11 protein-coding genes and 1 riboswitch are annotated in these 12,690 nt (G+C 34.4%); of the genes, 6 read left to right on the top strand and 5 right to left on the bottom strand.

Annotation, left to right across the window (positions count from 1 at the left end):
* Window positions 1-203 precede the first annotated feature (203 nt).
* From POF52_RS30420 to POF52_RS30410, 3 genes are all read left to right on the top strand, one after another.
* Window positions 204-752, top strand: a complete 549-nt coding sequence (locus tag POF52_RS30420) for a hypothetical protein (protein WP_271997942.1) — start codon at window positions 204-206, stop codon at window positions 750-752.
* A 1,043-nt stretch (window positions 753-1,795) separates the two neighbouring features.
* Window positions 1,796-2,170 (top strand): DUF4430 domain-containing protein, encoded by a 375-nt coding sequence (locus tag POF52_RS30415; protein ID WP_271997941.1) that lies wholly within the window; start codon window positions 1,796-1,798, stop codon window positions 2,168-2,170.
* Window positions 2,171-2,533: 363 nt separating this feature from the next.
* Window positions 2,534-2,678: riboswitch (cyclic di-AMP (ydaO/yuaA leader) on the top strand.
* Between the two features lie 130 nt (window positions 2,679-2,808).
* On the top strand, window positions 2,809-4,638 hold the full coding sequence (locus POF52_RS30410; protein ID WP_271997938.1) for an APC family permease: 1,830 nt from the start codon (window positions 2,809-2,811) through the stop codon (window positions 4,636-4,638).
* Between the two features lie 104 nt (window positions 4,639-4,742).
* Here POF52_RS30410 and POF52_RS30405 read toward each other — a convergent pair whose 3' ends face one another.
* From POF52_RS30405 to POF52_RS30390, 4 genes are all read right to left on the bottom strand, one after another.
* Entirely contained in the window at window positions 4,743-5,195 is a 453-nt protein-coding gene (locus tag POF52_RS30405) for an NAD-binding protein (protein ID WP_271997935.1), read from the bottom strand.
* Window positions 5,196-5,494: 299 nt separating this feature from the next.
* Entirely contained in the window at window positions 5,495-6,721 is a 1,227-nt protein-coding gene (locus POF52_RS30400) for a Ger(x)C family spore germination protein (RefSeq protein WP_271997931.1), read from the bottom strand.
* A gap of 987 nt (window positions 6,722-7,708) precedes the next feature.
* On the bottom strand, window positions 7,709-8,260 hold the full coding sequence (locus POF52_RS30395) for an NADPH-dependent FMN reductase (protein ID WP_271997928.1): 552 nt from the start codon (window positions 8,258-8,260) through the stop codon (window positions 7,709-7,711).
* 24 nt (window positions 8,261-8,284) lie between these two features.
* Window positions 8,285-8,851: an RBBP9/YdeN family alpha/beta hydrolase gene (locus tag POF52_RS30390; protein ID WP_271997925.1), complete on the bottom strand. Its 567-nt coding sequence runs from the start codon at window positions 8,849-8,851 to the stop codon at window positions 8,285-8,287.
* A gap of 287 nt (window positions 8,852-9,138) precedes the next feature.
* On the opposite strand from POF52_RS30390, the gene POF52_RS30385 reads away from it, so the two are divergent.
* The 3 genes from POF52_RS30385 to POF52_RS30375 all read left to right on the top strand — a co-directional run bounded on the left by POF52_RS30385 (window position 9,139) and on the right by POF52_RS30375 (window position 11,558).
* Complete coding sequence (locus POF52_RS30385) at window positions 9,139-10,506, top strand: NAD(P)/FAD-dependent oxidoreductase (RefSeq protein ID WP_271997945.1); 1,368 nt, start codon at window positions 9,139-9,141, stop codon at window positions 10,504-10,506.
* Between the two features lie 119 nt (window positions 10,507-10,625).
* Complete coding sequence (locus POF52_RS30380) at window positions 10,626-10,928, top strand: hypothetical protein (protein WP_271997923.1); 303 nt, start codon at window positions 10,626-10,628, stop codon at window positions 10,926-10,928.
* A gap of 45 nt (window positions 10,929-10,973) precedes the next feature.
* The gene (locus tag POF52_RS30375) at window positions 10,974-11,558 is read left to right on the top strand and encodes an NAD(P)H-dependent oxidoreductase (protein ID WP_271997921.1); all 585 of its coding nucleotides are present in this window, start codon (window positions 10,974-10,976) and stop codon (window positions 11,556-11,558) included.
* A gap of 283 nt (window positions 11,559-11,841) precedes the next feature.
* On the opposite strand, the gene POF52_RS30370 is transcribed toward POF52_RS30375, so the two are convergent.
* On the bottom strand, window positions 11,842-12,336 hold the full coding sequence (locus tag POF52_RS30370) for a DinB family protein (protein ID WP_098315516.1): 495 nt from the start codon (window positions 12,334-12,336) through the stop codon (window positions 11,842-11,844).
* Between the last annotated feature and the right edge of the window lie 354 nt (window positions 12,337-12,690).

The following is a 12,690-nucleotide window of genomic DNA, read 5'->3' as shown; positions in this document are numbered from 1 at the left end:
TTCCCAATAAGGGTTCTTTTTGGTGGTGTGTTCCGGAAAGAGACATTATGTTAACTAGGGATGTATATCTTATACAGCTTAAAAAGAGAAAAAGCTACTGAACAGGGATCAGTAGCCTTTTCTGTCCTCGTAAGGATTGAAGGATCATTCTATGATACCTCACGGCGTCTTGGGTAGTTTGCTCACTATATAAGAAAATATTCATGTTGGGCAAGTTATATAATACTAGTCCATACTATTTTCTTAAGTTTTGGACAATCCTGTTAAAAGGTAATCTTAGTGAGAGGAGAAGAGAGAAAATATTAGTAAATATTATTATGGGATTTATTGTACCTTGGGTTTTTGGTTTCATATTATACAAGAAAGAACCTATAATCGTTCTTTTAATTGCACCAATAGGAATGACAGTAGCTTTTATACTAAATGATTGGGGAAGTAATTACTTTTGGCAATTCAAACCGACTTTTAGAGATCTAAGTTTATCAGCACTCCCTTTAAATATTGGTTTCTATCCTGTCTTATCTTCTTTTTTAATTTATTTTAAGATAAAAAAGAAGATTAATACGATTATCCTTTTACTTTGTTTTACTCTCTTTACTACAGGTTTTGAAGGCATGGGTTTAGTCTTAGGAAAAGTAGAATATTTTAATGGATGGAATATTATAGGAACCTTTATCAGTTATTTAATAGCGTATTTTATTATTTATGGCTATTATCGAAGTTTAGTAAAGCATCATATTCTAAAGAATTAAGCTTTTCTTTATAAATATAAAGGTTTTATACTTATTTGAAGTCTTTTTCCGTTTTATTTCCTAGAATGGTGATTATGTTAACTACCTTTGTATATCGTATACAGCTTAAAAACAGAAAAACTCCCTATTTCCGTAGGGAGTTTTTCTGTCGTGCACCATTATTTTTGATGATACATCCATAGTGAGTAGTTTGCTCAAGACGAAAGCATAGTATGTATTTTTAATTGTAGTTGTTGTACCTCTTAGTTATTCGTTTCTCTAAATCCTCTAAAGTGTTTCGTAACCAAAGAGTTTGAGCAAATGTTGCTAACATAGATACAAAACCCATAATTAATATAAAGCTCAACTTATTATTTATTTTTTGATACATATTAGCTTTAAGCCACCTTTAACGTTTTACATAGTATTCTCTTCCATGTCCTTTTTATTATAAAGATTCCTAGAAAATCCATTATGGTAACTAACTTTGTATACGATATACACCTTAAAAAGAGAAAAAACTACCTTATGTGGGTGGAGGTAGTTTTTCTGTGTGAATACATATAAGGTTTGTAATTGACGCTTTGCATCGTCTTGGGTAGTTTGCTCAAAATACTATTTATTATCCAGCAAGAGTATAAATTACTTTCTATTATTTATCCGAACTAAACAATCGGTCAAAAAGATAATAGCAAAGGGAATAGCATAAATACCGAAAATTGCAAGAAAAGCTTTATGTTTATAAATTTTACCCTTCATTTATATGAATCCACCTTTATATATTAGAGTGAATATTTTAGCCCTTCTTAAGTAGAATGTTCAAATAAAGGGAAAATATGTATAACAAATAGTAACTTGAATTAAGCTGCTATTTTTTTTTTGGTTGCCGATAAAATCCATTATGGTAACTAAGTTCATATATGATATTTATTAAAAAAGCAGAACAAACTCCCTAACACCAGGAAATTTTTCTGTTGCGTATTAAACACTGAACTATATTTAAAAATTATAATTTTCACTAAAGTGCTCATAATATGGTAAATACGTCAAAAGGAGATACAAAAATGCTTATTAAAAAGATACTGATATTTTTACCAATATTCCTTTTTGTTATTTATTCCCCTACGCACGCATTAGAGATGACGAGTACTTTCAGAATTGTAAATGATAAAAACGAGACGATTGCTTCAAAAGAAGTTTCATTTCAAGAAGGTGAGACATTATACGAAGTAACAAAAAGGGCCTTTAACATAGAAGAATCCCAAGGGAATATTATATCTATAAATGGTATCCATTCAATTCCAAAGAAAAATATACATTGGGCTGTTTTTGTAAACAGGAATTTTATAGAGTTAGGTTTAGATGAAGTCACGCTCAATGAAAATGATGAGGTAGTATGGGCTTTGAAAAATTGGGATAATCAAGAAATTTTAAAGTAAATAACATAGAAAATTAAAACATCCTACAAAAAGTAGTTGGTTATTATTCTAACTACTTTTTTGTAAGTTATAATTTCCGATAATGCTGATTATATAAACTAGAGGTGTATATGATATGCAGCTGAAAAGCAGAAAAACCTACCCTGGTGTGTGATAGGGTAGGTTTTTCTGCTACATTATTTAACCAAAGGACTGAAGTCTCACGGCGTCTTGAATAGTTTGCTCAAGATATCAAAATTTATTTATCTACATAAAAGAGAAAAACGAATTATATGAAAATTAGTTTTAATTGAAACGGCTCTTTACAAATGTAAAATTCAGGCGTATAGTACCTACCATACATATATGATCTTGCTATTTTCATACCTTTTATCGCTTAATCCACTAAGGAGTGGGGGACCCATTTTTGTGTGCACTTGCACTTGGGGTGAATCCTTCTGTAAGAAGGTAGGGCTACTCTTAAAGCCCGAATCCGACAGCTAACCTCATAAGCGTTTGGAGAGAAGGTTTGCTTTTATTTGTCCTGGAAAGAACACTAAGCAGAACCTTAGTGTTCTTTTTTGTGTTTTTTTTCTGAGATGGGGAATGATGAGAGTAAACTAATATAAATAATGGCAAAGGGTCCAGGAGGAGTTTAGATGAGTTATTCATCCATAAAACGTTTATTAATTGGGAGGCCACTTAAATCAAAGGAGCTAGGTGAACAAAAGCTAAATAAGGTCAAAGCCTTAGCTATTCTTTCATCCGATGCACTTTCATCCGTGGCATATGGTCCAGAGCAGGTCTTAATCGTACTTGCTACTATTGGAATGATTGCATTTTGGTATTCCATACCTATCGGTATTGGGGTACTTATCCTTTTAACGGCACTTATCCTTTCTTACCGACAAATTATTTATGCCTATCCAGAAGGTGGCGGCGCTTATGTTGTATCTAAACATAACCTTGGAGAGAATGCAGGGCTTATTGCTGGTGGGTCTCTGTTAGTAGACTATATTTTAACCGTATCTGTAAGTATTTCATCTGGAACAGATGCATTAACGTCGGCTTTTCCTGTTCTTCATGATTACAAGGTTATTATCGCTTGCTCATTGGTTATTTTTATTATGGTTTTGAACCTAAGAGGTGTAACAGAATCAGCTTCGGCTTTAGCATACCCTGTCTATTTATTTGTTCTTGCATTGGTTCTTTTAATAGGCGTAGGCATATGGAAAGTAGCCACTGGTCAGGTGTCTCCTGATGTTCATCCGGCTATTGGAACTGCAGTGCCAGGAATTAGCTTATTTTTACTACTACGAGCTTTTTCATCAGGATGTTCAGCCCTTACAGGCGTAGAAGCTATTTCAAATGCTGTAACCAACTTTAGACAACCAGCTGCAAGAAATGCGGTACGTACGCTTGTTGCAATGGGCGTTATTTTAGCTATTTTGTTTTCAGGTGTCATGTTCTTGGCTTATTGGTTTGGAATTGTACCTAAAGCAGAGGAGACGGTTGTTTCACAGCTTGCTTCCCAAGTGTTGGGACGAAATGGTTTCTATTATTTTGTTCAGGGTACAACAGCTTTAATTTTAGTATTAGCTGCCAATACAGGCTTTTCAGCCTTTCCTTTACTGGCTGTTAACTTAGCTGTAGATAAGTATATCCCGCGTATGTTTACGATACGTGGTGATCGTTTGGGCTATTCAAATGAGATTGTGACCCTTGGAATTGCCTCTATCTTGCTTATCATAGCGTTTCACGGTAATACAGAACGGTTAATTCCTTTATATGCTGTTGGCGTATTTATTCCATTTACATTATCTCAAACGGGGATGATTGTTAAATGGTTAAAAGAAAAGCCAGCTGGCTGGCAGGGAAAATTAGTGACCAATTTTATTGGAGCTTTTATTAGTTTCACGGTACTGATTATTTTCTTTACAACAAAATTCTCACAAGTATGGGCTGTTTTAATCTTCTTACCTCTTATCGTCTATGTATTCCACCGTATTAAGAACCATTATGAAGAGGTAGGAAAGCAACTTCGTATTATGCCAGGAGATAAAGAAGCATTAGCATTAGAGGGAAATGTAGTCATTATACCGGTTGCAGGCTTAACAAGGGCTGTCGAGAATTCCATTAACTATGCGAAAATCATTGGAGACACAGTTATTGCGGTCCATGTGGCATTTGACCGTGAAAGTGAAAAGAGAATGGAAGAGATATGGAACGAACGATATCCTGATATACGCTTAGTTACATTCTACTCACAATATCGAAGTTTAGTTGGACCTCTTTTACGCTTTATTGATCGTGTAGAAGAGCGAGCTGATGATAGTCATATGGCTGTCACCGTGTTAATTCCGCAATTTATCACAAGAAAAAGCTGGCATAACGCATTGCATAACCAATCAAGTTTATTACTAAGGGCACACCTTCTTTATCGAAAAAATGTCATTGTGACAACATTGCCTTATAAATTTAAGAAATAAAAAAGCAAACCCCTTTTCATATGTATGAAAAGGGGTTTAATTCGATCATTCATCTTGTGTTAAGAAAAACAGATCACATTTAGAATAACCGACATTACATCATCTTAATTAAGCATTTCTTTACTGAATAATTTATCCTGCATAAGATTACTGATTGGTAAACTTCTGTGAATGATTTGATCAGCACCTGCATGCCTTGCATTTACAATCTGTTTAGAAGTTAGAATTTCAACAACACTGTAAATAGAAGGCTTCACTCCCTTACAAGCAATAAGAGATAAAATTGAATTTATATCAGCATGTTCCTCTGTCTGGTCTGGATCGGCTGTTATAAGTACTTTTTCGGCATGTTGAATATTCGCTTTTACTAATGTTTCGGGATCTTGGGGATCTCCCTTAATAAAATAAAGATGGTCAGGTAACAAGTGAGTTTCCTCTAGTGTGCTATCAATCAAAACAATCTTAGTTAGAGATAAAGACTCGCCAAAACAAGAAAGAAGATTCTTGACTCGTTCATTCCAACCAATAATCACAAAATGGTTATTCCCTATATACATAAACGTATACTCCTTTAAAACCATAAGGCAGGTAAAGTAAAAAAACTACCTATCGAACTTAGTTAAATAATTAATTATACTCTCTCAATGCCCCACCCTACAGCACCATAATTAGAAATTCTTATCATCATTATCTCCCATTTTATAGAAAGCAGACTAGATAACCTAGTTGCTCAAGTTATACTCCCATCTCTTGTCTTAATAATTTATTATCTATTTTTTCTATATAGAAATCTTCCTTGGTATGAGTGAATAAATAGATAAAAAAGAACGCTCAATATACAGGAACGTCCCTTTTATCACTTTTGATTCTCTTTTATCCCTGAAAGAAATGACTTGTTTCGTAAGCCAGCGCGACGTATATAGGCTTCCACTGTAATATCTACATCTAACTTTGGAAAGTACACATCGTTCCATTCCTTTTTTAATTTCTTAAATTGATTTGGCCTAGTACGGTGAACCACTTCGCCAAACCCCAAGATATCCGTTTTGTTTTTTTGCGCACGTTCAATAGCTGTCTTCAGCTCTTTTTTAATTTCTTTCCTCAGCGATTGTTCGATTTTTGTAATGACCTTTGGATTAGTGATATCAACAGGTACCTCTATTTCACTAAGATCTCCTTCAACACGCGTATGAACAGAAATATGAGGGTGACCATTCTTCACTTGGGCAGACACACTTGTTTTTTGGCGTACAGTTTGATAGGCAATCGATTCTCTTTTCCCTCCCCAATTAATATTAATATCCGTTCCTTGGATTTTGTCGAGAATCCATACTGTCCCTCTGGCTGGTTTTCCATACAGCCAATCCACTAACTTTCCTTGTTTTAAGACAGCAATTCCGGAAGCTTGAAGCGTGGCTGCAGGTGAACTCTCTTGAAGGTTATCCAGTTTTTGTGCTTGCTGGGCATTCCCAACTAGGCGAAATCCTGATACGACGGCTCCTCTTCCAGGAGACTCAAGGCTTTTCATCACCTCTTGGAGTGATATTTTTACATTCTCTCCCCATTTTCTTTCCGTAAATTCTAAAGTTTTTAGTACTTTATTGGCAGGGATCTTATCAACTGGTGTTAACGTTTTCACAAGATCAGCTGCGGTCGAATGGTTCGCAATCACAAGAGAGGAAGTATTCCGAAATTCCGGATCTCGATCAAACGCATCAATTAATGTATTAAGTCCTTCTTCTTTGGCCAGTTCTTCACCAACCACCATCAAATTTGTATGAGCATAATACAATCTCCGCGAAATACTGCTGGAGGCTCGTCTACTTGCTTCGACTAGATTGTCTCCCGAAGCTGAATAGATTGTAATAGGTGGACTTTGTGCACCACCACCTCCTTGCATACCTCCTGCCACATTCCCTGGATTAATAATTTGGAACGTTAGATGATATTTCCCTCCTTTAGTTTTGTCGACACCCATTGCTGATACAATGGCCAGGTCAGTTAACTCCTTTTTACTCCAACAACTGGAGAGCAAGACCATCATCGTCACCAGCAGTAAAAGAAAAGTCCCTTTACGCTTCATTGTTGTCACCTTCTTCGCGGTCTTTGTTTGAAAGCATAAAAAATGAACCCTTTAACATCGGAACTTCTCCCCACCTTCACTTAACGAACGATGTAGTCTGAACGGTTTCCTGTTTAATGATGTTAAGATTCGTTCATGGTGAATCCTGAATATGTTCTACTGTATAATCCGTACATTGATTTGTAGTATCATGGTGACAATTCTTTATTATGTTTTGATTTTCAAAGGATATAGACATAGTTTCAGTACCTTCTTATCTTTGGATATTTTAACCATACATCGGATTTTTATGTGAAAGTGAATAAAAGTGTTTCTATGCCATACTAGAAGAAAGAGAAGAAGAGGATGATGGGGATAACATAGCATGAAATAGATAAAAAAGCCCATCGACCTAAGTGGATGGGCTTTATCTTTCCTATATGAATTGTTAAACTAACTAACGCGTTTTTTAATTTTTGGTTCAGGCTTTATTAGTAGGGAGGATAAAAATTCATAAATAATTGCGAATAGCAAGGGTTGTTTACGCTCCTTCAGTCTATATTTAACTTGACTTACATGTAATCATAAAAATAAAAAGTAAAAACTGAATTGTATTACATGGAGCAAGTGGGAAATTAGCATCGTAACATCATACAAATAGATTATAGTAAAAAAAGATAATTTCTCATAGCCCTATTTCAAAAAAATTATTAAATAATATTTCCCTTTTTTTTCTACCCAAAATGCTTTTGAACTTAAATGTAATTAGTTATAGATTAGAAATGGATCGTTCAAAATTACGTATACTTTTCCCTATTTGTAAAAGTATAGATTCACAAATAAAAAGCTCCTTATCATAGAAGAAATAGAGCATTTTACCATGTTGTTTCCGATAATTTTGATTATGTAAATTTACTTCTAATAAATTACACTTAATAGATATGAAACTCCTTTGTCTCTATCCACAAAGGAGTTTCATATCTATTAGAATAGTGAGGAATATTACCTCTAGTTAAACTTGATAGACGAAATGAGAGAATTCAATACCGATTTTAACTGTTCACTCGTTGTAGGATCTAAAATTTCGATTTTATTATTGATTTTGGTCCCTACAGTACCAATTCGTAAAGTGCTTTCTTTTGGAATTTTCGCTTCAATCATCTCTAATGTAAGCATAATGGATTCGTGAGCTTTATCCCCACCTGAACTACGTGAAGAAGCACTAATAACAGCTACTGGTTTATTCACAAATTCTCCCGAAGATACAATCCAATCAAGAGCATTTTTTAAGGATCCTGGGACTCCCCTAGCATATTCCGGTGTACATATTATTACACCATCAGCTAATTTCAGCTGGTTACGTAAGTCCTTAACAGGATCAGGAGGAATATCAGTATCTATTTCAGGATTGAAATGAGGAAGGTGTTCCAATACTTGGTAAAATTGGAAATCAGTATTTTCAGGTCTTAGATTAGAAATAGCGTACAAAACATTTGTATTAGAAGATTTTTTACGCAAACTGCCTGAAATAGCGAGTATCTTTATTCTGTTTTTATCCATGATATTATCCTGCTCCCTCATTATTTATACGGTTTTCATCATATTATTTAAAATATCATAAACCAATTGGAAAGTAATGAAACCATCATCTTCTAGAAAATGACCACCCTTTTCAACAGGATAAAAAGATGCATCCAATTGTTTGGATAAATTTTGGCTTAATTCACAAGGAACAATATAGTCATCTTTTGCAGCAATAACAGCACGTGAATTAGCTGCAGAAATTATTTTTTGATAATTCACTTCTTTAACTGTAAAAGGATCCAGTGAAGGTAAAGATGATAGTCGTTCAGAAAAGCCCGAAACAAGAATAAATCCTCCAAACTCTGGTAACGGATCTAATTGTTCTAGATAGTTCAATAGTGTAATAGATCCTAAGCTATGTGCTACAAAATAAGTATTGGTATCTAAATTCTTTATTTTGTTAGCCAATGTTTCCAACCAGTCTTCTTTCTTTGGGTCAGACGAATTTGGCATGTGAAGAACCGAAACTTGATGATCGTCTGCTATTAATTTTCCTTTTAACCATGGGAACCAATGACTAGATGGTGAAGCCCCGTATCCATGGATAATATGTATCTGTTTTCCCATTGTTACTCTCCCCTTCTTTTATAGATATAAAAACAGTATATTACTAATCGAAACCTATATGATAGAACAAAGACTTGAATTAGCAGCGAAAAAATTTTTTGAACGAAGATTCCTTTTTGGTGCTGATAATTGTGATTATGGTAACTAGAAACAAAAGTATATGTTATTATATTCCAGGAGGTGAGAGAATTTTGAATATGGGCTTAGGAGTTATGTTAATACTTATGAAGTATAATAAACTAAATTCCATATGGTATTTTATGCTAATTTAGATTGAGGGGAGAATCATATTGGAGAAAGCAATAGTTATCGGAGGAAGCATTGCTGGGAAACTAGCTGCTAAAGCCCTATCACATACTTTTCGGCAAGTAATTGTTCTAGAAGCTGGGGAAAAGTGCGAGGAGAAAGCCCCTAGAAAGAGATTGCCTCAAAGTTATCATCCACATGTTTTATTAAAAGGAGGAGAACAAGCAATTGAGAAGTTGTTCCCTCACTTCTTTAATCAATTAATCGAGGATGGCAGCGTTATAAATAACTTTACAAAAGATTTAAAGTGGCACCATTTTGGTTCCTGGAAAAAACGATTTTTAGGAGAATTAGAGATGATTCAACAAAGCCGCCCTATGTTAGAGTGGCATTTGCAACATCGTATTGAACAAATTCCTAATATTACAACCGAGTATGAAACAAAGGTCGAGCAACTACTATTAGATCATCAATGTAATAAAATATCCGGGGTACGAGCTCGCTCCCTTAAGACAGGAAGCGAAAAAGAAATTCTTGCAAATGTTATTATTGATGCTAGTGGGTTTGGTTCAAAGAGTGTAGAGTGGCTAAAATCATATGGTATAGAAGTTAAGGAAGAGAAGGTTGGGATTAAGCTTTTTTACGCGACCAGATTCTTTCGTCTGAAGAATCAAGACCGACCTGACTGGTGTAATCTTCTAATCTCTCCTAGTTTCCCTGATAACCCTTATGGTGCATATATTCAAAGGATTGAAGGGAATCGTTTTTCTATCACCTTTAGTGGTTATGCTAACGAAAATGCACCAAGAACAACTGAGGAGTTTTTCTCTTATGCACAAAAGTTACCTGTACCTGATGTACTTCATTTCCTAGAACAAGTAGAACCAATTTCAGAAATAAAAATACATGCAATTCCTTATCAAGTACGTCGACGCTTTGACCTTGCCAATGTTCCAGAAGGTTTCTTAGTGGTTGGAGACGCTCACTGTCGTTTTGATCCGGTATTTGGACAGGGAATATCTGTTGCTGCTATGGAAGCCTTAGAGTTACAACGCTATTTTAGGAATTTTGCATATCCTAATAAAAGGTTTACCAAAACACTTCACAAGAGATTTTCTACTCTTATTGCAACTCCATGGGATATGGCAATTACAGAGGCATTTCGTCATCCCGATATTAATGGGGAGAAACCTTTCATACAGCCGATTAAACAATGGTATAGTAAGAAAGTTTACCAGCTTTCGGCTTCTGATCCTGAGATTTACCTTAGATTAGTTAGAGTGATGAATTTACTACGCCCTCCTTTACATCTTTTCCATCCTAGAGTTGGAGTCGCTATATTGACCAATCGGAAGAAAAAAAGTAAGAAACAAGTAAATAGTCCGAAATCAGCTCCCTATGAAAATTGATATACGGATGTTGGGTTCCATATGGAAACGTAATGAAAATTTTCATATGATAGACATTATTGAATATATTACAAGCAACTCCAAAATTTCAAACAATTACATAAAGGAGAAAATTTAATATGAACAGGCTGTTAATTTTGACGATAGCTTCGGAAATGTTTCTTTTGCTATCTTTTCTGATCATTTTACTAACAACCGGAAAAACAAAAAGGAGTATTTTCTTGATACCCTTACTTATTATTGGAGGCTTCCCACTTCTCTATTTAGCTATAGACCATATGAACAGCCACTATATGGACGCTAATATTGGATTGGGTCTTGCCTTTATGTTTACCTGGATATATAGTGCAATTGCCTTTGTCGTTGCTATTATTCTCATAGTAAGAAGAAAAAGAAAGAATAATATTTCAAAAGAACAGTAATGTTGGTTCTGGTGTAAGAAATCCAATATAAATGGAGGAATATGAATGAAACACCTTGTTGTATATGCCCATCCACATCCAGAAAGTTTTAATTATTCTATAATGGAAACCATTGTTCAAGCCTTAGAGAACAATGGTCATGAGGTTGTTGTGAGAGACTTGTATGCATTAGATTTTCAACCTGTACTGAAACCTGAAGATACGGATGCTATGAAATCTGGCCATATCCCAGATGATATTAAAACGGAACAAGAATTCATTACTCAATCAGATGTAATAACATTTATATATCCAATTTGGTGGGCTGGTCTTCCTGCCATTATCAAAGGCTATGTAGATCGTGTATTTTCTTATGGCTATGCGTATGCTTATGGTGAGGAAGGAATTATTCAGTTACTCAAAGATAAGAAAGGTTTGATAATTAATACTCACGGTGCTCCAAAAGAGATGTATGACAAAATTGGAATGACAGCTGGGTTAAAAATTACATCAGATGTTGGGATATTTGAGTTTACAGGAATTGAACCTATAGATCATTTATTGTTTGGAAATGTCTCTGAACATCTTGAGGAGTCAGTGCTGAAGGAAATGCTAAAACAAATTAAAGAGAGAATAAATTCTATTTTTTAGAAGGATACAAAAATGACTACAAATAAAAAGAGATCCTTATTTATTTTAGGGCTCTCTTTTTTATTTACTACTGATATTTCACATTATGTAAACATAACATAATGGATTTTCTAGGAACCTAAGCAAGCAAACGAGCCATTGATGCATAAGGGCTCGCCTAAAATCAACATTTATACATCGTTGATTTATTAACATTTCGAGCCCTTGCTAAATAATATGTTCTACATAAGAAAGGAGAACTTTATGCTCCATTTCATTCAGAGACATCAATTATCGAATTCGATTAATCCTCCTCCCCACCATTTTCTTTCCAACTTTTTTGTAGTTTCCGAATATAAATGATTTGACCAATGTGATATGCGTTATGAGTAGTTAAATTTCCAAGTACCTCCCACCACTTTACATGTTCAGAAAAACCATTTACATCTCTTTCGACTTTTTCCTCAGTTAATAACTCTTGCCATTGTAACAGGACTTCTAATAGTCGATTTTTTAAATGATCAAATGGTTGATTTTCGGCAATTATAAAGCTTTTATTATTATTTTCTATAGAAGGTACTGCATTGACATGAGACTTTTGATATCTAATTTGCCATGTTTCATTCCAGTAAAGTAGATGTTGCACAATCTCAGCTATACTATGACTATCCTTGTTAGGCTTCCATAAAGCCTCTTCTTCTGACAAGTTTTCAATTGAAGCTGAAAATGGCTGGTACCAGCTAGGGTCATTAGCATTTGCTAACAGTTGATCGGCTAAAACATCCTTCGCGTGAAACATGATTTCCATCCCCTTTATAAAAAATTTCCAATCTATTCATAGGAAAAATCAAAATTATGTAAAGATGCCTTGTTGAAAATGTCATAAATCTATTTTCTTTCCACTGACATACATTCTCTTATATATAGTTATTTTCCTTTTTCATTCAACCACTACTCTTCATTTGGTTAACAAATAAAAACTATACATTTTTACATTAGAAGAAAATATTTTTGTTTATTTAAAGGGCTTTTTGGTTCCTGTAAGAGGTATTATGTTAACTATCTTTGTATAGAGTATACAGCTAAAAAAAGAAAAACCTACCTTTGCAAGATGGAGGTAGGTTTTTCTTTAATCATGTCAGATTTTTGATTC

The sequence above is a fragment of the Priestia sp. AB genome, assembly GCF_028369225.1.
Taxonomy (GTDB): Bacteria; Bacillota; Bacilli; order Bacillales; family Bacillaceae_H; genus Priestia; species Priestia megaterium.
The sequence above is the reverse complement of the archived record's forward strand: the minus strand, read 5'-3'. Positions and strand labels throughout refer to the sequence as shown.

Excerpts from the sequence above, each read along its gene's own strand:
- POF52_RS30420 (WP_271997942.1), top strand. The coding sequence starts at position 204 with ATGTTGGGCAAGTTATATAATACTAGTCCATACTATTTTCTTAAGTTT.
- POF52_RS30415 (WP_271997941.1), top strand. The coding sequence starts at position 1,796 with ATGCTTATTAAAAAGATACTGATATTTTTACCAATATTCCTTTTTGTT.
- POF52_RS30410 (WP_271997938.1), top strand. The coding sequence starts at position 2,809 with ATGAGTTATTCATCCATAAAACGTTTATTAATTGGGAGGCCACTTAAA.
- POF52_RS30405 (WP_271997935.1), bottom strand. The coding sequence starts at position 5,195 with ATGTATATAGGGAATAACCATTTTGTGATTATTGGTTGGAATGAACGA.
- POF52_RS30400 (WP_271997931.1), bottom strand. The coding sequence starts at position 6,721 with ATGAAGCGTAAAGGGACTTTTCTTTTACTGCTGGTGACGATGATGGTC.
- POF52_RS30395 (WP_271997928.1), bottom strand. The coding sequence starts at position 8,260 with ATGGATAAAAACAGAATAAAGATACTCGCTATTTCAGGCAGTTTGCGT.
- POF52_RS30390 (WP_271997925.1), bottom strand. The coding sequence starts at position 8,851 with ATGGGAAAACAGATACATATTATCCATGGATACGGGGCTTCACCATCT.
- POF52_RS30380 (WP_271997923.1), top strand. The coding sequence starts at position 10,626 with ATGAACAGGCTGTTAATTTTGACGATAGCTTCGGAAATGTTTCTTTTG.
- POF52_RS30375 (WP_271997921.1), top strand. The coding sequence starts at position 10,974 with ATGAAACACCTTGTTGTATATGCCCATCCACATCCAGAAAGTTTTAAT.
- POF52_RS30370 (WP_098315516.1), bottom strand. The coding sequence starts at position 12,336 with ATGTTTCACGCGAAGGATGTTTTAGCCGATCAACTGTTAGCAAATGCT.